Source organism: Mycobacterium sp. 050272 (assembly GCF_039023525.1).
GTDB lineage: Bacteria > Actinomycetota > Actinomycetes > Mycobacteriales > Mycobacteriaceae > Mycobacterium.
Genome location: NZ_JBCHKV010000035.1, coordinates 1 through 22,187, shown reverse-complemented (window position 1 = coordinate 22,187; position 22,187 = coordinate 1). Strand labels below are relative to the sequence as shown.

At 65.4% G+C, this 22,187-nt stretch carries 28 protein-coding genes and 1 pseudogene; 15 read left to right on the top strand and 14 right to left on the bottom strand.

The window, feature by feature from the left end; all coding sequences use genetic code 11:
• Positions 1-445, top strand: a pseudogene (locus AAHS21_RS31110) (AAA family ATPase); the annotation flags it as partial.
• Between the two features lie 201 nt (positions 446-646).
• Here AAHS21_RS31110 and AAHS21_RS31105 read toward each other — a convergent pair.
• Positions 647-2,077 (bottom strand): HAMP domain-containing sensor histidine kinase, encoded by a 1,431-nt coding sequence (locus AAHS21_RS31105; protein WP_237159635.1) that lies wholly within the window; start codon positions 2,075-2,077, stop codon positions 647-649.
• A complete protein-coding gene (locus AAHS21_RS31100) occupies positions 2,074-2,781 on the bottom strand; it encodes a response regulator transcription factor (protein ID WP_083123065.1) in 708 nt (235 codons plus the stop codon). The genes AAHS21_RS31105 and AAHS21_RS31100 overlap by 4 nt, the downstream gene beginning before the upstream one ends.
• A 181-nt stretch (positions 2,782-2,962) precedes the next feature.
• Here AAHS21_RS31100 and AAHS21_RS31095 point away from each other — a divergent pair, with 181 nt between their 5' ends.
• The 3 genes from AAHS21_RS31095 (at position 2,963) to AAHS21_RS31085 (ending at position 5,939) form a co-directional block, all read left to right on the top strand.
• On the top strand, positions 2,963-3,709 hold the full coding sequence (locus AAHS21_RS31095) for an aquaporin (protein ID WP_083123064.1): 747 nt from the start codon (positions 2,963-2,965) through the stop codon (positions 3,707-3,709).
• Positions 3,710-3,755: 46 nt separating this feature from the next.
• Complete coding sequence (locus AAHS21_RS31090; protein ID WP_083123063.1) at positions 3,756-5,261, top strand: catalase; 1,506 nt, start codon at positions 3,756-3,758, stop codon at positions 5,259-5,261.
• Between the two features lie 204 nt (positions 5,262-5,465).
• Positions 5,466-5,939 (top strand): DUF2231 domain-containing protein, encoded by a 474-nt coding sequence (locus AAHS21_RS31085; RefSeq protein ID WP_110918829.1) that lies wholly within the window; start codon positions 5,466-5,468, stop codon positions 5,937-5,939.
• A 441-nt stretch (positions 5,940-6,380) separates the two neighbouring features.
• Here the strand turns inward: AAHS21_RS31085 and AAHS21_RS31080 are convergent, their stop codons facing one another.
• The 3 genes from AAHS21_RS31080 to AAHS21_RS31070 all read right to left on the bottom strand — a co-directional run bounded on the left by AAHS21_RS31080 (position 6,381) and on the right by AAHS21_RS31070 (position 8,698).
• On the bottom strand, positions 6,381-7,097 hold the full coding sequence (locus tag AAHS21_RS31080) for a VIT family protein (RefSeq protein ID WP_342931160.1): 717 nt from the start codon (positions 7,095-7,097) through the stop codon (positions 6,381-6,383).
• Positions 7,098-7,342: 245 nt separating this feature from the next.
• Positions 7,343-7,693 carry a hypothetical protein gene (locus tag AAHS21_RS31075; RefSeq protein WP_237159639.1) on the bottom strand — a complete coding sequence of 117 codons (351 nt, stop codon included), beginning with the start codon at positions 7,691-7,693 and terminating at the stop codon, positions 7,343-7,345.
• A 405-nt stretch (positions 7,694-8,098) separates the two neighbouring features.
• On the bottom strand, positions 8,099-8,698 hold the full coding sequence (locus tag AAHS21_RS31070) for a recombinase family protein (protein WP_083123077.1): 600 nt from the start codon (positions 8,696-8,698) through the stop codon (positions 8,099-8,101).
• A gap of 244 nt (positions 8,699-8,942) precedes the next feature.
• Here AAHS21_RS31070 and AAHS21_RS31065 point away from each other — a divergent pair, with 244 nt between their 5' ends.
• Both AAHS21_RS31065 and AAHS21_RS31060 read left to right on the top strand, forming a co-directional pair.
• Positions 8,943-9,698, top strand: coding sequence for a YfbU family protein (locus AAHS21_RS31065; RefSeq protein WP_083123076.1), 756 nt, complete (start codon positions 8,943-8,945; stop codon positions 9,696-9,698).
• A 173-nt stretch (positions 9,699-9,871) separates the two neighbouring features.
• Positions 9,872-10,084 carry a hypothetical protein gene (locus tag AAHS21_RS31060; protein ID WP_342931159.1) on the top strand — a complete coding sequence of 71 codons (213 nt, stop codon included), beginning with the start codon at positions 9,872-9,874 and terminating at the stop codon, positions 10,082-10,084.
• A 239-nt stretch (positions 10,085-10,323) separates the two neighbouring features.
• On the opposite strand, the gene AAHS21_RS31055 is transcribed toward AAHS21_RS31060, so the two are convergent.
• Positions 10,324-10,497 carry a hypothetical protein gene (locus tag AAHS21_RS31055; protein WP_165760961.1) on the bottom strand — a complete coding sequence of 58 codons (174 nt, stop codon included), beginning with the start codon at positions 10,495-10,497 and terminating at the stop codon, positions 10,324-10,326.
• A gap of 450 nt (positions 10,498-10,947) precedes the next feature.
• The gene (locus AAHS21_RS31050) at positions 10,948-11,169 is read right to left on the bottom strand and encodes a hypothetical protein (protein ID WP_237159638.1); all 222 of its coding nucleotides are present in this window, start codon (positions 11,167-11,169) and stop codon (positions 10,948-10,950) included.
• Positions 11,170-11,262: 93 nt separating this feature from the next.
• On the opposite strand from AAHS21_RS31050, the gene AAHS21_RS31045 reads away from it, so the two are divergent.
• Both AAHS21_RS31045 and AAHS21_RS31040 read left to right on the top strand, forming a co-directional pair.
• Positions 11,263-11,541: a hypothetical protein gene (locus AAHS21_RS31045; protein ID WP_272818755.1), complete on the top strand. Its 279-nt coding sequence runs from the start codon at positions 11,263-11,265 to the stop codon at positions 11,539-11,541.
• Positions 11,542-11,548: 7 nt separating this feature from the next.
• Positions 11,549-11,692: a hypothetical protein gene (locus AAHS21_RS31040; RefSeq protein WP_165760960.1), complete on the top strand. Its 144-nt coding sequence runs from the start codon at positions 11,549-11,551 to the stop codon at positions 11,690-11,692.
• Between the two features lie 19 nt (positions 11,693-11,711).
• On the opposite strand, the gene AAHS21_RS31035 is transcribed toward AAHS21_RS31040, so the two are convergent.
• From AAHS21_RS31035 to AAHS21_RS31020, 4 genes are all read right to left on the bottom strand, one after another.
• Positions 11,712-11,987 (bottom strand): hypothetical protein, encoded by a 276-nt coding sequence (locus tag AAHS21_RS31035; RefSeq protein WP_237159637.1) that lies wholly within the window; start codon positions 11,985-11,987, stop codon positions 11,712-11,714.
• 20 nt (positions 11,988-12,007) lie between these two features.
• Positions 12,008-12,241, bottom strand: a complete 234-nt coding sequence (locus tag AAHS21_RS31030) for a hypothetical protein (RefSeq protein WP_083123073.1) — start codon at positions 12,239-12,241, stop codon at positions 12,008-12,010.
• Positions 12,242-12,329: 88 nt separating this feature from the next.
• A complete protein-coding gene (locus tag AAHS21_RS31025) occupies positions 12,330-12,764 on the bottom strand; it encodes a hypothetical protein (protein ID WP_110918828.1) in 435 nt (144 codons plus the stop codon).
• On the bottom strand, positions 12,761-13,582 hold the full coding sequence (locus AAHS21_RS31020; RefSeq protein WP_083123072.1) for a Fis family transcriptional regulator: 822 nt from the start codon (positions 13,580-13,582) through the stop codon (positions 12,761-12,763). Before AAHS21_RS31020 ends, AAHS21_RS31025 begins: the two co-directional genes overlap by 4 nt.
• Positions 13,583-13,950: 368 nt before the next feature.
• Here AAHS21_RS31020 and AAHS21_RS31015 point away from each other — a divergent pair, with 368 nt between their 5' ends.
• Entirely contained in the window at positions 13,951-14,601 is a 651-nt protein-coding gene (locus AAHS21_RS31015) for a CAAX protease (RefSeq protein WP_083123071.1), read from the top strand.
• Positions 14,602-14,619: 18 nt separating this feature from the next.
• On the opposite strand, the gene AAHS21_RS31010 is transcribed toward AAHS21_RS31015, so the two are convergent.
• Positions 14,620-14,775 carry a hypothetical protein gene (locus AAHS21_RS31010; protein ID WP_165760958.1) on the bottom strand — a complete coding sequence of 52 codons (156 nt, stop codon included), beginning with the start codon at positions 14,773-14,775 and terminating at the stop codon, positions 14,620-14,622.
• A gap of 411 nt (positions 14,776-15,186) precedes the next feature.
• Here AAHS21_RS31010 and AAHS21_RS31005 point away from each other — a divergent pair, with 411 nt between their 5' ends.
• Both AAHS21_RS31005 and AAHS21_RS31000 read left to right on the top strand, forming a co-directional pair.
• Positions 15,187-15,909: a ParA family protein gene (locus tag AAHS21_RS31005; protein WP_083123070.1), complete on the top strand. Its 723-nt coding sequence runs from the start codon at positions 15,187-15,189 to the stop codon at positions 15,907-15,909.
• Positions 15,902-16,333, top strand: coding sequence for a hypothetical protein (locus tag AAHS21_RS31000; protein ID WP_083123069.1), 432 nt, complete (start codon positions 15,902-15,904; stop codon positions 16,331-16,333). Before AAHS21_RS31005 ends, AAHS21_RS31000 begins: the two co-directional genes overlap by 8 nt.
• A 223-nt stretch (positions 16,334-16,556) precedes the next feature.
• On the opposite strand, the gene AAHS21_RS30995 is transcribed toward AAHS21_RS31000, so the two are convergent.
• Positions 16,557-16,784, bottom strand: a complete 228-nt coding sequence (locus tag AAHS21_RS30995; protein ID WP_083123068.1) for a hypothetical protein — start codon at positions 16,782-16,784, stop codon at positions 16,557-16,559.
• An 82-nt stretch (positions 16,785-16,866) separates the two neighbouring features.
• Between AAHS21_RS30995 and AAHS21_RS30990 the strand changes: the two genes are divergently transcribed.
• On the top strand, positions 16,867-17,157 hold the full coding sequence (locus AAHS21_RS30990) for a hypothetical protein (protein ID WP_083123067.1): 291 nt from the start codon (positions 16,867-16,869) through the stop codon (positions 17,155-17,157).
• On the opposite strand, the gene AAHS21_RS30985 is transcribed toward AAHS21_RS30990, so the two are convergent.
• Positions 17,154-17,549 carry a hypothetical protein gene (locus tag AAHS21_RS30985; RefSeq protein ID WP_342931158.1) on the bottom strand — a complete coding sequence of 132 codons (396 nt, stop codon included), beginning with the start codon at positions 17,547-17,549 and terminating at the stop codon, positions 17,154-17,156. The genes AAHS21_RS30990 and AAHS21_RS30985 overlap by 4 nt on opposite strands.
• Positions 17,550-17,638: 89 nt before the next feature.
• Between AAHS21_RS30985 and AAHS21_RS30980 the strand changes: the two genes are divergently transcribed.
• The 3 genes from AAHS21_RS30980 to mobF form a co-directional block, all read left to right on the top strand.
• Positions 17,639-17,836: a ribbon-helix-helix protein, CopG family gene (locus AAHS21_RS30980; protein WP_036405108.1), complete on the top strand. Its 198-nt coding sequence runs from the start codon at positions 17,639-17,641 to the stop codon at positions 17,834-17,836.
• Positions 17,837-18,269: 433 nt separating this feature from the next.
• Entirely contained in the window at positions 18,270-19,235 is a 966-nt protein-coding gene (locus tag AAHS21_RS30975) for a rep protein (RefSeq protein WP_237159636.1), read from the top strand.
• A gap of 389 nt (positions 19,236-19,624) precedes the next feature.
• Positions 19,625-22,187 (top strand): MobF family relaxase (gene mobF, locus AAHS21_RS30970; protein ID WP_342931157.1); only part of this gene is annotated, 2,563 nt, incomplete at its 3' end.

Below are 22,187 nucleotides of genomic sequence, written 5' to 3'. Positions count from 1 at the left end.
CCATGCCGTGCTGGCTGACACCGCCAGCCGCAACCTGGCCTACGTCGCCCTGACCCGCGGCCGCGCATCAAATCACGCCTACCTCTACCACCGCGCGGTCGGCGAAGGCGACCACCAACACCGCGACCTATCCGGGACCGACGGGGTACACCTGGCCCACCGCGGCAGCCCCACCCAAGCCGGCCGGGTGCTGCGCCAGATCATCGGCCACGACACCCCCGCCCGCACGGCCCACCACACCGCGGCCGAGACCCCCGACTATGAGCTACCCGACCGGGTCGCCTCCCTCGTCGCCGAACATCACCGCACCGTCACCGCCCGACTCATCAGCCATCGGAGATCTCAACGTAGACAACGGGATCGAGCCCTCGACCGCGTACTGGGGCTCGACCAGAGCCAATCCCGGAGCCAGGAAAGGGACCAGGGCTATGACCTCAGCCTCTGACCCGGCGGCCGTACTTGACACCGGCCGGATCGACGCGGTCGCTGAGGCGCATCCCCACGACTGAGGACACCACGGTCACACCGCTCGGAGTGGGTCGAGCTGGCGGCGATGTAGCGCGCGGATGCGCGGGCTGCGCTTGGATCGCGACGCGTTAACCGATTGCGCGGCAGGTGGTCGAGGCCGCCGTCGAGAAGGACACGATCAATGATCGCTGTTGGCATCAGACTCGCCACGCTCGCCGCGTTCCTGTTCAGCTTTTACGCTGTCGCGCCGACCTATCCGCCAACGGCGGCGCGCATTCCGGCAGCACGCGTCGGTCCGCGCGCTACCGCGGTGGTCGGGGCCTTGTCGGAATGGGCGGCGGAGTGTCTGTCTAGTTTTGCCGATGAGTGTGTGGGTGGGGTTCGGTTGCGGTGTGGGGGGCAGGAGGATGGTGAATGTGGCGCCGCGGCCGCTAGCGCCTTCGACGACGAGGCGTCCGGCGTGTGCGGCGACGATTTCCTGTACTAGGGCCAGCCCGATCCCGTAGCGGCGCTGACCGTCGGGTCGGGTGGGACCGTGGGCGAACCTGGTGAATAACTGCTGGGTCTGGTCAGGGTTGAGGCCGATTCCGCTGTCGGCGACTGCCAGGCGAATAGCGCTGTCATCGTGATCAATTCGTAATTCCACCCGGCCACCGGGTCGCTCGTGTGCGATCGCATTGTCGACGAGGGCTGAGACTGCTCGCCGCAGTGCCGGGCCTGATCCTGTCAGCGGCACGGTCCGGCTGTCGCTGACGACCTCGAGGCCGACGCCTGCGGCGGCGGCGTGCGCGCGGTAGCTGTCTCGCACCTGCTTGGCGAGGGCGACGAGATCGAGATGTTGCCATCTCTCGGGGTGTGCGGCGCGTTCAGCGGAGACCAGCAGGTCGTTCACCACTTCTCCCAGCGCGCGGGTGTCTGCGACCAGGCCGGCGATCTCGCGCTGCATCGGCTCGCTGATCGGTTCGTGGGTGGCTTCCAGCGCGAGCATCTGAGCGCGGGTGTGTAACACGGTCAGCGGTGCTCTCAGTTCGTGGGAGGCGTCGGCGACGAATCGGCGCTGTAGCGCAAGGGCGTCGGCGAGGGGCCGGACGGCGCGGCGCGACATTATCCCCAGCGCAGCTGCGACGCCGAGCATCCCGAGGATCTCGGCCCCGGCCAATGAGGCGAGCAGGCGTTGTTCATCCGCTTTCCGGGGTCGCTGGTCGACTAGCGCCGCGACTCGTCCAGTTTTGTTGTCCTGCACCAACAGTCGGTAGTCGACGCCGTTGTCCGACACGTCCTTGTACCCGGTGGGCAGATCAAGAAACGAGGTGGCACCTGGTGGGGCGTTCGCACTGAGGCTGACCGTTCCATTAGGGCTGCGTAACGCCAAGGCCATACCCGGCGGTGGATCGGTCACATCGTCAACGATGCGGCTGATGTCAGCGAGTTCCCGATCGGTGGCTTGCCGCTGGCGGTGGCTGTCGACCAGGTAGACCAGCAGACCGATGACGACCAGCGCCGCGGCCAGCAGCACAGCCGACCGTAGTGCGGCGCTGCGTCCTGCCCTTCGCAGCACCGCGGCATCGGCCAGCTCGGCGGGGGTTTGAGTTTCGCGGCGGCGCGTCACGCGGAACCGAGGCGGTAGCCGAGGCCGTGGATGGTCACGATGACGTCCTTACCGAGCTTGCGGCGCAGGTAACTGACGTAGGTGTCCACCGCGCCGGGACGCTCCGCGCCGTCGAAGACCCGTGCCAGGAGTTCCTCGCGGGTGAAAGTGCGTCCCGGTCTGATGGCCAGGACCTGCAGGAGTGCGCATTCGCGGGCGGTCAGCTCGACGGGGTCCCCGCTATCGTCGTCATCGACGACGTGACGTTGCTGCGGGTAGAACCGTCGCCCGCAGACCGGCAGCGACGTGGCATGTTCGCTGTGGCGGCGCAGCAGCGCGCGCAGCCGCGCCAGCAGCTCGGGTATCTCGAACGGCTTGACCAGGTAGTCATCGGCGCCGGCATCCAGGCCCTCGACACGGTCGGACAGGGTGCCGTGAGCAGTGAGGACCAGCGCCGGGGTGACCACGCCGCGAGACCGCAGGCGTGACAGGAGTTCGACCCCATCGAGCACGGGTAATCCGCGGTCGATCACCATCGCGGTGTACGAGCGGCTGAGTCCTCGGTGCAAGCCGGCCTGGCCGTCGTGGGCCAGGTCCACGGTGTACCCCTGGCCGAGGAACAAGCGTTCGAGCAGCGCCGCGAGCTGGCGGTCGTCCTCGATCACTAGGAGGTGGCCGTCAGCGGCCGGCGTGGAGCAGGCAGCGCCGGTGCGGGCAGATGCCATAGCGCGAATCCTCGCACGGTAGAGGGCGGTGAACTGTGGTCTCCCAGAAGTTTCGCAGAACTGGTTGGCACTGTCTGGGTCAGGAACCGATGTCGCGAGCGATGCCAAATTGGCCGCCCGGCGTGGGTTTCGCGGGCGGCTCACCACCTCGGCGCCGCACCCACGATTGGTTGGAGCGAAGATGCGCAAGTACGCGACGGAGTTCATCGGCACGTTCGGGTTGGTGTTCACCGTCGCATGTGTTGTCCTCACCACGTCAGCGCTGGCCCCGCTGGCCATCGGGTCGGTGTTGATGGTCATGGTCTACGCCGGCGGCCATGTCTCGGGCGGACACTACAACCCGGCCGTCAGCCTGGCGGTGTATCTGCGCGGCAGGCTGCCGCTGATGGACTTACCTGCTTACTGGCTGGCCCAGATTCTCGGCGGCGGGTTGGCCGCAGCCGCGGCCAACCTGGTCATCAGTCCGACCTCGTCGACCCCGGCGGCGCTGAGCTTCACCGGCCGAACCATGAGTGCAGCCTTGCTGGCGGAGTTTCTGTTCACCTTCGCGCTGGCCTATGTCGTGCTCAACGTCGCCACCAGCAAGGACCATCCGGTGAACTCGTTTTACGGGCTCGCGATCGGCTTCACCGTCGCTGCCGGCGCGATAGCCGTGGGCGGAGTCAGCGGGGGGGTGTTCAACCCGGCCGTCGCGATCGGCGGCAGCGTCATCGGGATTTTCTCGTGGTCAAACCTATGGCTTTACCTGGTGGCCGAGCTGGTTGGCGCCGCTGTTGCTGCGTTGGTCTTCCGCCTCGTCAACGCCGACGACCACGGCCCTGTCCCGCCACCGGCCACCGAGATAGTCCGAGAGTCCGCCGGTCGCTACGCGCAACCGGCGCCCACGATCGAGTCGCCTTTGAATCCCCCCTCGACCCCAGTCCAGTGATTCTCGAAACAACAAGTCGTCACCAGTACACAAGGAGACACCAGCAATGACCCGACCGCAGCCAACCCCCCCCACCACCACCGATTCCGGTGCCCCGGTCCCCAGTGACGAGCACTCGCTCACCGTCGGCCCCGACGGGCCGATCCTGCTGCACGACCACTACCTCATTGAGCAGATGGCGAACTTCAACCGGGAACGCATTGCCGAGCGTCAGCCCCACGCCAAGGGCGGCGGTGCGTTCGGCCACTTCGAAGTGACCCACGACGTGAGCGCCTTCACCCGGGCGGCGGTGTTTCAGCCAGCGACCAAGACCGACACCCTGATCCGGTTCTCCAGCGTCGCCGGCGAGCGCGGCAGCCCCGACACCTGGCGCGACCCCCGCGGGTTCTCGCTGAAGTTCTATACCGCCGAGGGCAACTACGACATGGTCGGCAACAACACCCCGGTGTTCTTCATGCGCGACCCGCTGAAGTTTCAGCACTTCATCCGCTCACAGAAGCGCCGCGCGGACAACAACCTGCGCGACCACGACATGCAGTGGGACTTCTGGACGCTCTCCCCGGAGTCAGCGCATCAGGTCACCTGGCTGATGGGAGACCGCGGGATCCCGCGGACCTGGCGGCACATGAACGGCTATTCCAGCCACACCTACATGTGGGCCAACGCGCACGGTGAGAAGTTTTGGGTGAAGTACCACTTCATAACCAACCAGGGCATCGAATGCTTCACCCAGCACGAGGCCGATCAGATGGCGGCGGCCGACGCCGACTATCACACCCGCGACCTCTACGAACACATCGCCGGCGGCGACTTCCCCAGCTGGACGCTCAACGTTCAGATCATGGCCTACGAGGACGCCAGGACCTACCGGTTCAACCCCTTCGACCTGACCAAGGTGTGGCCGCACGCCGATTACCCGCTCACCGAGGTCGGCCGCCTCACACTGGACCGCAACCCCACCGACTACCACACCGAGATCGAACAGGCCGCGTTCGAACCGAACAACCTCGTGCCGGGTATTGGTTTGAGCCCCGACAAGATGCTGCTGGCCCGGGGGTTTGCCTACTCCGATGCCCACCGCGCCCGCCTCGGTGTCAACTACAAGCAGATCCCGGTGAACGCCCCGCACGCACCCGTGCACAGCTACAGCAAAGACGGGCCGATGCGGGTCCATAACGTCGCCGACCCGGTGTACGCGCCGAACTCCTACGGCGGCCCGACGGCCGACCCGTCCCGCACCGACGATGCCGGGCTCTGGCACGCCGACGGTGACATGGTCCGCGCCGCGTACACGTTGCGCTCCGAGGACGACGACTGGGGCCAAGCCGGCACCCTAGTCCGCAAGGTACTCACCGACGAGCAGCGCCAGCGACTAATCGACAACATCGTCGGCCACCTACTCGACGGCGTATCCGAACCGATTCTGCAACGCGCATTCACCTACTGGCACAACGTGGACCACAACCTCGGCGACGCCGTTGCATCAGGCGTGCGCAACCAACAGGGCAAAACGGACACGAACTCCGCAGCAGGCCAACCCTCCGACGCCTGATGACCGCACCGATGTACGGAGATGAATCGGTATCGGCACGCCAGGTACCGGGCCAATAGCTAAGGTGTGCTGGACCTATCAACTCGCACGCTCGTCATGCAGGTCCTTGACGTGTCAACTGCTTCCCGACGTGACCCAGGCCCTCGAAGTTAGCCCGGTGATTCCCTTCGCCAAATGAAGGCCCGACCCAATCAGGAGTTGACAATTACCACGATCGCAGGCCTGCCGGCCCATGTTCTGCTGGTTCATCTCGTCGTCGTCCTCGCGCCAGCGACCGCGCTCTTGGAGATGTTATGCGGACTTTGGCCGGCAGCCAGGCGTCGGCTGGTCTGGCTGGTATTGGCCATGGCAGTAGTGACAACCGTGTTGACGCCGCTGACCACCGAAGCGGGCCAGTGGTTACTGGACCAGGAAAAAGACCCGACCGCAATACTGCAGACACACGCCGAGCGCGGCGAACAGATGATCTACTTCTCGATTGCGCTTCTCCTAGTCGCCGTTGCGCTGGCCTTCTTGCACTGGCTGGAGGGCCGATCCGACAAGCGCCGAGCCGCCGCCAATATCGCGGTGCTGCTTCTGGCGGTAGTCGTAGGAATTTCGTCCATCGTTGCAGTCGTGCGGATCGGTGATGCCGGGTCCCGGGCGGTATGGGGCGACAACGCCAACAGCGGTAATTAGTTTCGGTTTCACCGTGCAAATGCGTTAGCGACTCACCGTTGTGCGCGTTCCTGGACTTGCCGCCGAATTCCGTCGAGTGCGTCATTTACGTTCTCCGCCTGCCATGACAGCCTGGGGTAGGAGTCACACAGCCCTAGGTACACGCAGTATTCGGCTGACCACAGGACTCGGTAGGTGACGCCTTGGTCGTCGACGGTCACACGAGCTGCCGACCAGTCGGCGTCGCGACGGGTTCTCGGATCGCATTGCCTTGGCGCGCGGCTCACCGGTTACTGTCAGTTGTGTGCACCGTTCTTCTTTCCTTTCGCGCAGTTAGCAGGGCGGCGGCAATGACCTCGCTTCGTTAACAGGATCTCGAATGTCGCCGATTTGCAGCGTTCGGTCGGGTCACCGCTAGCCCATCCCGTCACGATATTTGAACATGTTGGGTTGTGAGGAGGGTCAGGTGATTGCCGTTCCGAAAAGATGCCCAATACCGTAGGTGAACGCCAATCCAAGCGCGCCGCCAATCACGATACGCAGCACGGCGCGGCGAATGTTGCTGCCGCCGATGCGCGCGCCGAGTGCTCCGGCCAGGCCGAGCGCAACCAGCACGGCCGCGAAGGTAATCGGCACCCGCAAGCTGGGCGGGGGCAGCAAGATGGCCAGCAGCGGCAGCAACGCACCGACAGTGAAAGCTGCCGCCGATGCGCCCGCTGCGTGAACCGGGTTGGCGAGGTCATCGGGGTCGATATTCAGTTCGGCGTCGAGATGTGCGGCCAGCACGTCGTGGTTCTTCAACTCGGCGGCGACTTGCGCGGCGGTCTGCGGTGAGAGTCCTTTGGCCTCATAAATCGCAGTTAGCTCGGCATGCTCGTCGTCGGGCAGCTCGCGTAGCTCCCGGCGTTCCTTGTCTACTAGGGCGGCTTCGCTATCACGTTGGCTAGCGACCGACACGTACTCTCCGAGCGCCATCGATACCGCTCCCGCGACCAACCCAGCCAATCCGGCAGTGAAAATGGGGCCGCGGGAAGTGGTGGCACCCGCGACGCCGACCACGATGCCGGCGACCGACACGATCCCATCGTCCGCGCCAAGAACTGCCGCCCGCAACCAGTTCAACCTGCCCGCAACGCCGCCACCGTGCGGCTCGCCGGAATGGTCCGCTGCACCCGCCATCGCCGAGATATCCCGCCGCCTTTCCGCCGGCGGCGTGGGGGCCGCCCCCAAGCTCGGCTGCGGATCGTCCTCCATGGGGCTCCACTCAATCGCAAAGGCAACAATTTCACCAGTTAATGCAAAAGAACAGAGACCCCGCCCCCGTGAACCGGACTGAATTTGTTGGACCACCCCGCTTTTGGTGGGGTGCATCTAGACAGTATAGGGAGGCTGGGGCTTTGCCTACATGTGATCGTGGGTTGCCGTCAGGAGTGGGTCCTGGCCGCTAGAGCCTCAGCCGCCGTCGAGTTCCCGTGGCCGGTGCCGGCGTCGTTTCGGAGTCGATTGACCGCGGTGGCCAGCAGGAACAGACATTGATGCACTGCGCGGTGCGGGTCGGGATCGAGCTTCGGCAGCTCCGTGGGGGTGGCCATGCCGATAGCGGTAAAAGCACTGGTCAACGTGACCGGGAAGTTGCCCGACACCGGGTAGTCACCCAGAAGTTCTGTCAGAACGTGCCGGGCGGCGGCTTCGTCGAGTTCCTTGCCAGTGCCGACCTGTAGAGGTGCGTCGTCGGGGCTGGAGTTGATTCTGTCGACGTAGCTGCGCAGCGTCACTGTGAGTTCTGTGCCGCTGAGGTTGTCGATGACGGTCGGCCGTGTGGACCCGTCGGGTTCGAGTGTGAAGCCGAGCGGAGCGAAGGCGTTGGACGAGCTGGGTCACTCTCGCACTGCCGGCGTAACTCTCGCTGTCAGGGTTGAAGCCCCCGTGGGCCCGACACAGCGCCACAAGTTCTCGGGCCAAGGGCAGCCCCGCAGTCGCGTTGTGCGCTGCTGGTGAGGCGAAGACATGTCGGATTCGCTTCATCTTGCCCAGGTGGGACCCGTTCGATGTCCTTCCCTCTGGCGCGGGGTCGAGATGACCGAGGCCGTGGCGGGCGAATGCATCGCGGAGCTGCTGGTGTGAGGGGCTGCCTGAGATATCGAAAAAGGGGCCAAGGGCCGCGCCCAGCTCGGTCAGATTCATGACGGCTGCCTCGACTCCAGGACTTGACTGTCCACGGGTGCAGCGAGGTACCGGTATGCCGTGGCTCGGCTGATGCCGAACGCTTTAGCGAGTTCATGAACGGGTTCTCCGGTCTCAGCGAGACGACGGAGCTGTTGCTGCCTTTCAAGGGTCAGTTTGGCGGGCTTAGTGGCCGGCAGGCGGCGCGCCCGCCTGGAGTCACGAGAAGCGGCACGGCGCTCGCGGCCGAGCTCGAGCTCCAGCTCGGCCAGGGTGGCCATGATGGCGGCCACCGCGCGGCCTGTCGGTGTGCCGGTATCTATGCCTTCACGTAAGGCGCGCAACAGGATTCGACGTTCGCCGAGTTCCGCGATTGTGCGAGTAACTTCGGCGACGGAACGCCCGAGACGATCGATGGCGGTGACGACCACGGTGTCGCCCTCGCGGGCGTAGTGCAGCAGGGCCGACAGGCCTGGCCGGTCGGTATTCACCGCACCCGAGAGCTTGTCGGTGAAGATCTGGCCGGATTCGATGCCCTGGGCAGCAAGTGCGACCAGCTGTCCATCGAGGTCTTGGCCCGCGGTGCTCACCCGCGCATACCCAAGGATCGTTGTCACGCCACCACCGTCTCATCGACCTCCGACATTGAAGATCTGAGACACGCGGTATGAGACAAGAAATGAGACGGTGCGACCTGGCGCTATTCGACCGCAAGGTGGGCCGCGTACTGCTGTCTCGTTTCTCTAGAAACGAGAACAGCTCCTGGCGACACCGTGTCCCCCTGAACACCCTTGTCACACACGTAGTGTTGTGTGACACTGTTTATTGTTTGTCATACAAAATTACGTTAAGGAGGGCGATATGGCTGTCTTGAATATCCGAGTCGACGATCAGGTCCGCGCTGAACTCAAGGACATGGCTGACGCCGAGGGTGTCACCGTCAGCGAGTACGTCCGCGATCTACTCATGGCCGCGCTCGTCCCTGGCTATGAGTCCAAGGAGGACCACGGTGACCTGCCGGCGCCGGAGACGATGCGGATTGCTGACCGGCAGGTGCTTTCCCTGCTTCACCGCATCCTCGCGCGCGTGCTGCCCGAGGACAACGACGACGTGGACGGAGACCTCGGTTATCAGCTGGGGCGTGCGCGGGTGATCGAGGCGGGCTACACCGGGGAGTACTGGCGTGAAGTCGCCGGGTTCAGCCCCGAGCTGTCCAAGCGTGATTGTGGCCGTGTCCTGGACATCCTCGACATGTTCCGCATCATCACCTTCAGCATCCGGCGGCTGGAGAAGGACGGGACCGCAGTCGACGAGGACCTCAAGTACGAGCTGGAATTCCGGGGCTTCGACGGCAACGACGGCCTCGAAAACCACATGGCCCGCTACGTCGAGTTCCTCATGAGCGACGGCCGGTGGGCTGAACTGCACGAACAGTGGAAGAGCAACGACGAGGGGAACTCTCACTCCCTCATGCTCGACACCTACATGCGCATGGTTGCCGAACACCGCCGCATCAAGGCCAGCCGCGACCGCGGATTCCACCGAGAGGACTACCTGCTGTCCCTCGACGAGCTGCAGCAGATCGCAGACGCTCGCCACCCGTCGCGCCGCGGCTAGCCTTCGAGCGGGGCCTGGCTCCCCCGGTCTGGCGCAAAAGACACGAGACGGCTCCCGCCCGGCCCGCAAGCGGCCCGGTTGGGTCTGAAAATCCCGTGCCCCACTCAGGAGCGCGCGAGGCCGCCAAAAAGCTGTGCAGCAGAGTATTCGGCGTCGAACTACCGTTCACGGGCATGAGAAACCAGATCAGCACTCAGTGGGTGCTCATCGAAGCAATTCAGGCTGACGACGTCCTTTTCGACCAGGACTCACAGTCGAGCTGGCCGGTCCTCAGCTGCCAGCCACATCCGGCGCAGCACTGGCGTCGTCTGGTGTCGGGCGAGCCCGGGTCCGGTCGCTGCCTTAATGCCCCGATCGGTACATGGGTCCGTCGAGTGCTGCAGTAGGCCGCCCGCAACTGGTCGCTGGTCCGCCATGTGACGGCCTATGTGACCGCGCAGGAGCGGCCCCTGGCCGTGTCTGGGCATGAAAAAGCCTCGCGCGTCGAAATCGAGATTCGACGACTGCGAGGCGAAAGCCAGCGTGGTAATGCGCGTGAAGCCGCTGACGGGGACGTCCGCGCACAAGGAGGCTACGGCGGCATCGGCAGCTTTCTCCCGGCGGAAAGGACGCTCATTTCAGGGGGCTACCGAAGCCACTCGCGAAGCGCAGCCGCGGCGGCGCCCACGATCTCGGCGAGCCCACCGAGGATGGCCACGATGCGTTCTGACGGCTCATCGCGCCGGCAGAACACCGCTTGGTAGACCATCACCAGCACAGGCAGAATCCAGATCAGATTCCACGCGCCCGAGACGACCATATTGACCTCCTTGCGAGGTGTACCAACAGAAAGTGCCCGACCGGGGCCGGGCACAAAAAAAGCCGGGAAGACCCGGCTTCGACGCGCAAATAACGCGCCTTCTCATGGGTGAAACCATGAAAAGATCAGTCCAGCAGTACATTTCGATGGCTGGATAACCTACGGAACTGGCTGTGTGTGCAGTTGTTCGGTGAGCCCGCTAACGGGGCGGGAGAGAAGGTTTTCGAGGGTAGCGACCGGATGTGGACACAGTCGTGCTACTGCGATTGTGCGGCAAGTCTACCGGCATCAAGGCCTAAGCGGGGTGACAGAAAAGTCTGGGGAATGTGCTGGCATCAACCGGATTTTGGGCGCACTAACGGCACCCCGTTCACTGTACTCGCAGCTAGATGCATCCGAATGGAAGCAGGCAACCTGGGCGTGTTGCGCTGCTTCGTCGGGGACGATGTGTCATTCGTCGGGGATGACGGCTCCCGGCTCGAACGCCTCACCGGCGTTGAACTCCTCTTCAAAGCGGTCGCACAGGTCGGTGATGGCTTTGCGGATGAACTTCTGCTGGTGACTGATGCCGGTGTACGGCCGTGTCCACGTAATGGTGTTGACCATCCGCTCTTTCAACTCCACGGGCAACGACAGCAGGATGTCGGCGGAGATGCGGTCGCTCTGAGCCATCCGAACATCTTTACTGCTCTGGATCATGATCGTGCACGGTTGGCGAACTGCGGCTAGCTCCCCGTGTTCGGCGAGGCGGCCTATCCTGCGAAGGTGACGGAAGAGAGCGGCGATACCGGGGTGGTGCAGGGCCGCTGCTCCCCCGCGCCGGTGCGTCAACGGCCCGACCTCGGTATCCCGGATGACCGCGATGAGCCGTCTGCCGAGGACGACTGGCCTGTTGATGATCTCGATGACTGGCCCATCGATGATCCATCCGTTGACGTGGCGCGTCTCCGCGAAACGCTACGAGAAGCAGACGCCGACATCGCCGCCGGCCGCACGTTCGGCGAAGACGAGATCCGCGCCCGCTACGGCCTTCCCCCAAAATGAGGTCGAAGTGATTCACGTGGAAGTCGAGCCCGACCCGGATGACCTCGATGTCGGCTACGCCCAGCTGGCGTCGGAGTTCAACAGCGACACCGCCAATGGTGAACGCCGAGCCGCCCGGGACCGCTATGCGGGTCGGACTGGCGAGCCGTAGAAAAGAACGCCCCGCCTGTTCAGATGAGCCGGGGGTCGCCGTCTTCGTCGAGGATGATGTGCCGTTCGCCGCGCTGGAGTGCGTCGAGTGCGAGGTCTATCTCGTGGACGGCGAGATCGGTGATCCGGCTGGGGCCGAGGACGATGATCTCGTCAGTGTGTTCAGCGCCGCCGCCGGCCGCCAGACCGACGTACTCCGCGTTGGGGGCGACGACGAACTGCAGATCCCAGCCGATAACGTCTCCCACCTTGCGTGCGCGTCGGTCGAGAGCTCGCACGTCGTCGGCGGTCAGCACGTGATGCCCCTCCCCCGCCATCAGGCGTTGTCGGCGGTTATGCGGCGCAGCGTGTTCAGCTCGTTGAGCAGCTGCTCGTAGCGCTGAAGGGACATGACAACGGCGGCGGGCTTGCCGGCGGTGTCGGCCAGGACGATGTTGCCGCCACTGGTGGTCACCTGATTGATCAGGCGCTGATGCAGTTCGCGGACTGGGATCAGCTCACTGGGGACGGCTTGCGCGCCGCCGAGGGCTTCAACGGTGGTACGGATCATGGGATTTCGCCTTTCGGAAGTGGGTCGGTCTGGTGTCCCCTCGACCCGCCTGTCGAGCCGAGGGGACACTGCCGAATCTGGTTGATGCTCAACCGCGTTCGGTGACGGTGGTGTTGGGGTGACGTGCGGCCGTGGAGCCCTTCACGAACTTGCCGGTGATGGCACTGCGGTGATGGGTTCCGCTGCTGCGGTTGGCGCCCCGTTCGGTGACCGTGGTCTTGGGGTTGCGCGCCGCGGTGGACGCCTTGACGTAGCGACCGGTGGTCGCGCTGCGGTGATGGCCCTTGGCCATTGTCTTGTCCTTTCGGTTTGTCCGGCCCGGTGTTGAGCCGGATACCGGTCTATAAGTGCGCTCGTCGGCTCGATCCCTGAATTCCCCGGAATTGTTTCGGTCGCCCTCGGAGGCGCGGCGGGCCAGGGCGTCGCCTTCGGCGGCGGTCACCGACCTGCGGGCTGCCCGCGCGGTGGGGGTGCCCAACGAGCTGGCGTCGATCAGTGCGGTGAGGTGCTTGATGGTGGTCACGACGTCCTCTTTCGGTTTCGGAGTTGGCGGAGTTGGTGGCCGAGGAGGTTTTCCACGCTCTTGGCGTCGCGCAGCCCCAGCTTGTTGGCGATCTCGCGCTGGGTGAAGCCGTGTTCCTGCAGGAACAGTGCTTGGCGCGCCCGGTCGGTGGTCAGCAGGGCCATCGCTTCGGCCACGGTGTCGTTGGCGACGATGGTCTCCTCGATGCCCTTGATGACGTCGAACTCGTCTTCAGGGAGTTCGTCCATCGGCGTGGTGGCCTCCTGGATGCGCTCTTTCTCGGCCCGCAGTGCGCTGCGGTAGATGTTGGCGAACTGATAGAGGCACTGGCCGATGAAGAAGGTGCTCAGCGATGCACCTCCCGAGGGTTGCCAGCGGTGGGTCTTGAGCACCTTGTCGCGGAAGTAGATCAGCGCGGCGACCACGGTGTCGGTGGCGATGTCGTCGATGGTCTGGTCGTCGGGCCAGCCCTCGATGCGGCCCAGACCGTAGCCGGTCAGCGTCTTGGCCTTGCCGTAGATGGTGCCGTGGCGGATCCAGGCGCGCAGCACGCCGAGGCCGTAGCGGGTCAGTTCGCGGGAGAACCGCTCCCACAGCCGGCCGGTGAATTGCTCCAACTGCAGCGCCAGCAGCAGCTCCTCATCGGCTTGAAGACGCCGCAGTCGTTCCAGCTCGGCGGCCAGTTCGGCGGCCAGATCAGGGTCGTCGAGCCAGGCACCGACCAAGCCCTCGTCGACGTCCTGGATGTCGCCCTGGTTGTCCGGTTGTAAGCGCGCGGCATCAACGGGCGGGCCGGGGCGGCGTGCCGGTCGATCCATGGCTACATCTCCAGGAGGCGAGAAAGAGACAACCGATCCCTACGGTTGTCGCTTCCTCTTAAGTCCGCGCGTACGGCCTACCCCTGAAATCTGGAGAAAGTTTTTTCCAGGCAAGTGGTCGCGGGCCGTGCTGCGACCATTGTCCCAGGTCGAACCGACATGTTTCGGCATAGCGGAGGGCTCTGGGGCCCTGGACCGCGACCGAAAGATGGCCTTTCAGCCGCAGACAGCGCTGCTCAAAGCAAAGAGCCCGGGTCGGTCGCAAGGACCGAATACCGGGCTCTTCCTGGCTTTAACCGGGCACGCGCTACACGTCACACCGGTCTGTATGCACCCAATCGTACGTGGACCCCTGATAGAACTCAACGGTGACGGCACCGGGCCCCTGGGTTGAACAATGGTTGAGCCCCCAGCGATTCCACACGTACATGCTCCTGGCCGGTGGGGACCGCACCCGTGCTCTCGACCTGCACGAATGGAACACCCAGCTCAACGCCGCACTGCTGCACGATTTTGCCCACCTCGAAGTTGGCCTTCGCAACTTCTACGACCGGGCACTCATGAACGCCGTCCAGCCAGGCGAAGCCCACTGGACCGACCCAGCTTCATTCACCGCGCTATTCCCGGCGGTACCGGGCAACGACGCCCGCACCCACGCCGACCTGGCCTCCGCACGCACCAAGGCCGGCGGCCCGTCCGCCCCTCCCGGAAAAATCCTTGCCGAGCTGACCTTCGGGTTCTGGGTCCTGCTGACCAGCTCGCGGCACACGACGCTTCTCTGGAACCCACATCTGGAAGCTCTCTACCCGGCCGGGTCCCAGCGACACAAAATTCACTCCGGCCTCGATGACATGCGTAAGGCGCGCAACCGGGTAGCTCACCACGAGCCCGTCCGCGTCGCCGACGTCAACAACCTGATTCGCCGAATGCGCCGCTACGCCGGTTACATCTCTCCCGACCTCCGGCACTACATCCGACAGACCAGCACCGTCGACTCGCTCTTGCAGTCACGTCCTTGACGTGGTGCATGAGCGAGATCACCGTCGCCCGGTAAGCGCATCGATTATGTCGGCTACTGCGCGGCCGATATCGGTAATGCCGGTGGTCGAGCCGGTGGTGCGAACGACATAGGCTGCTAGAAGGCAGAAGCAGACGATCGCAACGATGCTGACGACGGCGGCGTTGGTACTCATGGGCGGTGCTCCATTGGGCGTATACGACCGGAACGGCGGAGCGGCTCCGGCGCCGCGCGGTCAGCGCGGTCCATACTTTCGAGGTCGCCGCAGGCAGAAATACAGGGTGTGCAGGGAAGCTGCCCTACTCGTTGCATAAGCGGGAAGCTAGTAAACCACCGTGCAGGACTTCGGCCGATAGCACTCTGAGCAGCAAAGATGGGCGATCTGTCGCAGTGGAAGTTGACTCAGAACAGGACAACGCCCAGCGGACGAAACCAAGGCCGCGCGTACGTGTCGGAAGCCGTGAGTGGGTCCACGGCGTGAGCCCGGAAAGCGTTATAACCTTCTGTCGTTCTAACGTTATAGAACTTAAACGGTAAAACGTTGTAGCACTTAAGCGTTACAGAGTTACAGCGCTATAATGCTGATGTGACAGTCAACATTGCTGTGTGCCACTCCCGTAAGGGTGGTGTGGGCAAGTCTTTCCTGGCCTACGAGCTGGCCCATCTGCTGGATGCGGTTCTCGTCGATCTAGAGCACGACGGGGGAGGCGTGACGGCCAAGTGGGGGTATCGCCCCCAAGATCACCCACGATCACGGCTTCTGGATGCACTGGAAGCGGGCGCCACCGCGCCGCGGCCGCTACGCGGATTCAAGAAGCCCGACCTCATTCCAGGTCATCCCGATCTCTATGACCACCAGCCCGACGCCAACACCATGGCTGATGCCCTCACCAAATGGGCATCCGAATGGGGCAAACCGTGGATCGTGGTCGACACCCATCCCGGCGCCAGCCCAGCTGCCCACGGTGCCCTGGCCGTGGCCAACATCGTGCTGGCCCCGACTGCGCTACGCACCGCTGAACTCGACGCCACCGCCGAGCTGGTCAATGAGGCGGCCGACTACCCGCTCGTCATCGTCCCCAACTTCGTCCCCACAACACCACCGGCCGCCGAAATTCAGCGACTGCGCAGCATCATCGCCAACACACCCGTACAGGTCGCTCCACCGATACCGACCGCGCTGCACGTAGGAACACGCAAGAAGCGCATCGCCATCACCGCCGAAGCGCCACCTGCGAAGTCGCTACAGAAAGTCGCGGCCGCGCTCACCGGTCTCAGCACCTTCGTGAAGGAGTACGTCAATGGCTGACGGCCTGGACTCGCTCACCGCCATGCGCTCGAAGTCGACCACATCGCGCCGCACAATCCCGCCGCCGCGACACCAACCGCGTCGCACGCCGGTCGACATGCCCGCCGCACCATCGCCAGCAGCCGTATCCGAACCGCCCAAGGCGCAGCCGCCGGCGGCCCCTGTTGCCTCGACGACGACCCCGCCGGCCTCCGGCACCGACCTCACGAAAGTGTCGATCTACCTCGATGACACCACGGACGCCTCCCTCGAGGCTGTGCGCGCAGCGGCCCGCGCGACCAAGCCACGCGTCGACGCCACTCGCAGCGCCGTCGTCCGACTGGCGCTTACCCGGCTCGCCGAACAGCTCACCCCAGCAGAAATCGTCGCTGAGCTGCAACGCAGCGCCGCCACCCATAGCGGCCCCGGCCGCAAACGCGCCTAAACAACGCTTTAGCGTTATAGCGCTATAACGCTAAAGCGTTCAATTGCGCACGTACGTCTTCCTCGGCCTCGATTGTGGCGAAACGATGGGTGGTGGCCGTCAAGGCCGGTAACCGCCGCTGCGCGGTCGACCTACGGTCGAGCCTGGACAGCCACCACCCACCGCGCACACGGGCCACTACGAGGAAGTAGCGGAAAAGCTGGTCATGAGGGGGAGCGAAGGGCTATTCGGACTGAGGCACGCCGGCCCGGTCCAGAAACTCGTTGAGCGCCGCATCCACGATGTCGGTGACCGCATACCCGCGGTCCTTCAACACCTCCACGCGCTGCTGCGTGCCTGGCCGCACATAGGTGTTCAACGGCACCTTCTGGTGCCGCTTACGCAAGGGCAGCGCGTTACCGGCAGCGCCGGGCATACCGCCGTCGAGAGCATCCCCAGCCGAATTGGGCATGCACGCATCCTACATGCAGGACTAGGAGTAGTTTGCACGCAAGTTGCTTGCATGTATGCACGCACGCTCTTACAGTGAGGGCATGGAAACTCCCGGCACGGTCCAAGACGACGTGAGTGCGGTTCGGGACTTCGCGTCCCAGGTCCGTGCGCTGTGTGCGCAGCTGACAGCCAATCCGTTCAACACCCCCGCCGCAGAGAAGCTCCTCGATCTGCTCCTGGAGGACGCCCCGGCAGTGGATCTCGCCTTCGAACGGGTGTTGCGGTCGGTGATCCACGGACCCGCATCGACCGGCGCCCCGATCCTGGACATGCTCGGCGGCCCATGCTGCACCGGTTCGAACGCCGCGCGCGTCGTCGGCGCGGCGGCCTAAAGTCGGCCCTGATGAGCCATCGGCCACACCACGTGTTGCTGCGCGCGAGGCGGACCGTGGTTGAAGACAGCTTCGGCCGTCAATTGGGCGCTCCTGTTGGCGATCATCTCGGTCAGGTCGTACTGCACTTCGCTGCAGGCCTCGTTGAGCAGAACCTGTTGCGCCGAGGCGATCATCGTGGACTCATCCGCGTCGCTGACGTGTGATCGGGCCGCCCAGTCGCTCATCCGGTCGCCGATCGAGTCCATCTCCGAGAGCACCATGCAGGCCGCCTCGCTGGCGTATTCCTCGATGAACGCCGACCGCGCCTCAGCCGGCCACCACGTCGGGATCGGGAGCTGGGCCGTGTACACCGCCGTGATGGCCGCCTCCAGCTCGGCTGCATCGATCACAAGCCGAACGGTAGCCGTGTGAAAGGAGAGGCGGGATGTGCGCGTGTCGGTACCAGGTACATGGGTCTTTCTGCGTGAAGATCAGGTGCATGGCCCAACCGCACAAAGGTCCGCGCGAGCAGATCAAGGTTCGCGCTGACGCATCCGTCTACGCCCGGCTTCGCGAAATGGCCGCCGAACGCGGCACAAGCGTCAGCCAGCTTTCGGCCGACCTGCTCGCTATCGCGGTCGGGCGTCCCGAGGCTGTTCGCGAACTCGACAAGGAGGTTCTGCCGCTGGCGATGTGATCACCCGCCAGGACCCCAAACTTTGCTTGGAGGGCAGGGCGTCTTGGCCTACGTGACATCTGAATAGCTGGTGTGCGGATTCTCCCGCTGACATGACTAAGGCCCCGCGTTAGCGAGGCCCTGTCGGGGGTTTCGAACCGAGTTGGCGCTCGGTTCCGGGTCCGCACCCGATATCCCCGAAGGGACGATGACTTTGCCGGTCACGTCTCACGGTAGCGCACGTTCTACTGCGGTTCTAGATACGCCGCGAAAAGAGTGCGCGAATCGTGACCTCCACACCGGTTCCCAGCGCGCCAGCAGCGCGCGGCCGGCACCACTCGGCGCTGCACTCAGCAGCGCCGGTTCCAGCAGCCCCCATGTGGCTCGTGCGCACGCCAATGAGCGTCGTCGTGACTGGGTGACGCGCGCGGGCTCCTGCGCACCGTCCGCGCCGATGTGGACCAGTCGCGCCGGGTGGCTCGACGGGCTGTCTCGGTGGGTGCACTCCCCGGCGTTCGGACAGCTGTGCGCTGAGGCGCGGGTGTCGATCACCACGGCCACGCTGTTGTCGATCGCCACGGTGATGGCCGAGCACGCCGATCACGGCACCGGCCGCCACGTCGCCGTCACCCGCGCGACAATCGCCGACAAGGTGGGCTGCGACGTACGCACCGTCACCGCCGCCTGGCGCGTGCTGCGGGCCTCCAGATGGGCCGTGGAAGCCCAACGCGGCCACGGTTCGACAACCACACCCAGCGTCGGCCGCCGACCCTCGGTGTACCACCTGGTCCCGCGTCGCGAAGCCCGTCCAGCGACCCCACCGCTCGTGCATGATTTCCACCTACCGCCGTCAGGCGGTGTCAGTTGTTCTTCTCCCGTAGGGAGTTACTCACCAAGCGGGCGCGCAAGCGCGCCCGCCAACCGATGCTGCGACAACACGCGACAAGCCCGGCCGCGGCGCGCTACCGCGCGACCGCTGGCCACCCAGAAACTCGCCGCGGGACTGGTCGCGCTCACCCACGGTCTCGACCGCGCCCACATCGGTGCCATCTGCGATGCACTCACCGGCGCCGGCATCGACCCCGCAGTGTGGTCCGCGCGGGCGGTCAACGACGCCCTCAACGCCGACATGCGCACCCGAGGAACGACCTGGCCCGACCACATCGCCAACCCCGGTGCGTTCCTGGCCAGCCGGTTGCGACGGCTGTCCTGGACACCCCCCGAGACGGCGCCGACAAAGGCCGGCGGCTGCGCCGCCGCCAGCATCGACCAGACGCCGCACCCAGTGGTGCTCACCGATGCAGCGCGGGCCCGGATCACCGCCGCCCAAGAAGAGATCCGCCGAGTGCTCACCGAACGCGCCCAACGGCGCGGCGCGACATCGGGCTGTCGGTCCAGACATGGCACGGCGGCGCGATGAACCGACTCGCAGCAGACCACCGTGCGGTCCGCGGCGACGCGATGGAGCGCACCGTTGAACGTTCGGTCGACGAGGCGCCTAGTGGTTGCGAACCGGCGCGCTGACGGTGCGGCCAGACGCCACTCTCAGCACCCCCACCAGCGGCCTTTTCGTCGCTTTTCACTCACGTCTTCCGCACTGCCTCCCGCTTCTCTCCCACCCCTCTCGCTGTTCCCATGTTCGCCCGTTCCCCGCATCCCCGCATCCCCGCTGCCCCTCTCACAACCCACCCCCGACTTCAGTACTGCTCTACCGCTCTAACGGTATGGCACATTTGCACAATTGTGTGCGATGCTTGGTGTTGTCGTCGTTTTTGGAGTTCCCTTGGCGCCGGTGAAGGGGGTGGTGCGGTGTTGACGGTGGCGAAGTTGTCGTTGTGGTCGGTGAACTATTACAACGACACCGCGCGGGCGGTCGGCGACGCTGTGGCCGACCGGCAGAAGGCCAACGGGGGGTTGGCGGAGTACTACGCCGAACGCGACACCCGCACCCCGGTATGGACGTGCGCGGGGGACGTTCGCGTGGTCGCGGAACTGGTCGGTTTGACCGACGGTGAGCGTGCGGGTGGGGATGCTGATCCCGACGTGGTGGCGCGCTGGCTGGACGCCGGGGTTGCGCCGTCAGGGGAGTGTGGACGTGCGCACGGCAGGAGCGGTGTGCACGGGTTCGATTTGACGTTCTGCGCGCCCAAGTCGGTGTCGTTGGTGCGGGCGTTCGGCGACGACGTGATCGACAAGGCGGTGTCGGCGGCGCATCAGACGGCGATCGCCGAAGCGCTCGAGTACTTGGCGGCCCATGCCGGCTACACCCGCGTGCACAACCCGGTCACGGGAGAGAAAGATCTGCAGAAGCTGCCCGGTTTGGTAGCCGCGGCCTACCAACACGAGACCTCGCGGGCGGGGGATCCGCACCTGCACACCCACGTGTTGGTGCCCAACCGGCAGGCCCGCGCCGATGGCCGGCTGGTGTCCATCGACGGCACGTCGTTGTTTCATGAAGCGCGTGCGGCGGGGATCATCTACCAGGCCACCCTGCGCCACGAACTGCACCGCCTGACCGGTATCGAATGGGGCCCCGTCGACCCCTCCACGGGGATGGCCGAGCTCGCCGGAATCGACCCCACAACCATCATTGCGTGGTCGCAGCGGTCGACTCAGTTGCGGCAGTGGGCGGCGTCAAATCTGACCGTTGTCGAGGAGGTGTCGGCGGCGCAGTTGGCGGCCGCGCAGAAGGCCACCCGACCGCGCAAACCCGAGTCCCTGTCTTGGCAGGAATTGCGCGCGCAATGGCACGCCGACGAGCGTGGTTTTCACGTGTCGCAGACCGCGCAACGCCAGGCCCGCACCGAGCGTGAACACACCGCCCGCCAGGCTGCGGCGCGGGTCACCCGCACCGGGGTGGCGGTGAATCGGCGCGCGGTGGCGGCCATGGCCGCCCGGGGCGATAAGGCCGCGTTGACGCGCGCGGATCTGATCGAAGTTATCGGCGCCCAACTCCCCCTCATCGACGCCCCCGTCGCAGGCTCCCACAGTGCCGGCGACCGTGGCGCGGCAACGCCGCGCCAGCTCATCGAAGCGTGCGTCGACGCGGTCGGGATGCGGCTGTCCGGGCCACTCTTACCGCATCAGCGGGAGGGCTCGCAGCGGTACACCGTAGACCTCATTTTGGCCGAGGAACGACGCGTGTTCGACCTCGTCGACGCCACCAATGTGCGGGCGATGTCGTGGGTGCGTCCCGAGCACACCGCCGCGGTGTTGGGGCTGTCCGAACAGCAGCACCAGGTGGTCAGCTCGATCGCGTCCACCCCGCAGTTGGTGGTCCCGTTGAGCGCGCCGGCCGGTGCCGGGAAGACCACCTCGATGTGGGCGTTGCGCACCATCGTCGAACGCCGCCAGAAAGCGCGGGTGATCGTGATCGCCCCCACCGGCAAAGCCGTCGATGTCGCCCTCGCCGAAGGCGCCGCGTCAGAGGGCTACACCATGCACGCCGCCCTGAAACGATTGGCCGAGGGCCAGCTGGAGTTGGGGCCGTTCGACGTCGTCGTCGTCGATGAAGCCGGCATGGTCGGCACCGGTCACTGGCGCCAACTGCTGTCCGCGACGACGGCGGCCGGGACGAAAACCGTGCTGGTCGGTGACGCCCACCAGCTGGCGCCGGTCAAAGCGCGCGGCGGGATGTTCGCCCAACTCTGTGACGAGCTGCCCTGGACCCAACGCCTGAGCGAGGTGTGGCGCCAGCACGACCCTGCCGAGCGGGCCGCGTCCCTGGCGTTGCGTGATGGTGGGCCCGCCCCGGTGCGCCGCGCGATCGACTGGTACCAAGAGCACCACCGCCTCGCGTGCGGGGATCGGGTCACCATGGCCGCCGACGCGCTGACCGCCCACCACCGCGATCTGGCGGCCGGGAAAGACAGCCTGCTGCTGGCCGACACCGTCGAGATCACCGACGCCCTGAATTGCCGGGTCCACGACCACACCGTCGCTGACCGCGCCCGCGAAGGGCTCGAGGTGGCGACGGTGACCGGGGCGCGCAACCATCACATCAGCGCCGGCGACGTCATCGTCACCCGCAGCAACGACCCCACCCTCCCCGTCACCGCCGCCGACCGTAGCGGCCCGCTGGCCGATGCGCCGGTCCGCAACGGGCAACGCTGGCACGTCGTCGCCGTCGACACCAACCCTGAGCATCCGCGGATCGCCGCCCGCCGGCACGGCGACCAAGCATGGGCCGTGTTCAGTGGTGACTACCTGCGTGAGCATGTCCAGCTCGGGCACGCGGTCACCGTGCACACCGCCCAAGGCGTCACCGCCGAGACCACCCATGCCGTGCTGGCTGACACCGCCAGCCGCAACCTGGCCTACGTCGCCCTGACCCGCGGCCGCGCATCAAATCACGCCTACCTCTACCACCGCG

Excerpts from the sequence above, each read along its gene's own strand:
- AAHS21_RS31100 (WP_083123065.1), bottom strand. The coding sequence starts at position 2,781 with ATGGCATCTGCCCGCACCGGCGCTGCCTGCTCCACGCCGGCCGCTGAC.
- AAHS21_RS31095 (WP_083123064.1), top strand. The coding sequence starts at position 2,963 with ATGCGCAAGTACGCGACGGAGTTCATCGGCACGTTCGGGTTGGTGTTC.
- AAHS21_RS31090 (WP_083123063.1), top strand. The coding sequence starts at position 3,756 with ATGACCCGACCGCAGCCAACCCCCCCCACCACCACCGATTCCGGTGCC.
- AAHS21_RS31080 (WP_342931160.1), bottom strand. The coding sequence starts at position 7,097 with ATGGCGGGTGCAGCGGACCATTCCGGCGAGCCGCACGGTGGCGGCGTT.
- AAHS21_RS31065 (WP_083123076.1), top strand. The coding sequence starts at position 8,943 with ATGGCTGTCTTGAATATCCGAGTCGACGATCAGGTCCGCGCTGAACTC.
- AAHS21_RS31060 (WP_342931159.1), top strand. The coding sequence starts at position 9,872 with ATGAGAAACCAGATCAGCACTCAGTGGGTGCTCATCGAAGCAATTCAG.
- AAHS21_RS31055 (WP_165760961.1), bottom strand. The coding sequence starts at position 10,497 with ATGGTCGTCTCGGGCGCGTGGAATCTGATCTGGATTCTGCCTGTGCTG.
- AAHS21_RS31050 (WP_237159638.1), bottom strand. The coding sequence starts at position 11,169 with ATGGCTCAGAGCGACCGCATCTCCGCCGACATCCTGCTGTCGTTGCCC.
- AAHS21_RS31030 (WP_083123073.1), bottom strand. The coding sequence starts at position 12,241 with ATGATCCGTACCACCGTTGAAGCCCTCGGCGGCGCGCAAGCCGTCCCC.
- AAHS21_RS31020 (WP_083123072.1), bottom strand. The coding sequence starts at position 13,582 with ATGGATCGACCGGCACGCCGCCCCGGCCCGCCCGTTGATGCCGCGCGC.
- AAHS21_RS31010 (WP_165760958.1), bottom strand. The coding sequence starts at position 14,775 with ATGAGTACCAACGCCGCCGTCGTCAGCATCGTTGCGATCGTCTGCTTC.
- AAHS21_RS31000 (WP_083123069.1), top strand. The coding sequence starts at position 15,902 with ATGGCTGACGGCCTGGACTCGCTCACCGCCATGCGCTCGAAGTCGACC.
- AAHS21_RS30995 (WP_083123068.1), bottom strand. The coding sequence starts at position 16,784 with ATGCCCAATTCGGCTGGGGATGCTCTCGACGGCGGTATGCCCGGCGCT.
- AAHS21_RS30990 (WP_083123067.1), top strand. The coding sequence starts at position 16,867 with ATGGAAACTCCCGGCACGGTCCAAGACGACGTGAGTGCGGTTCGGGAC.
- AAHS21_RS30980 (WP_036405108.1), top strand. The coding sequence starts at position 17,639 with ATGGCCCAACCGCACAAAGGTCCGCGCGAGCAGATCAAGGTTCGCGCT.
- AAHS21_RS30975 (WP_237159636.1), top strand. The coding sequence starts at position 18,270 with ATGTGGACCAGTCGCGCCGGGTGGCTCGACGGGCTGTCTCGGTGGGTG.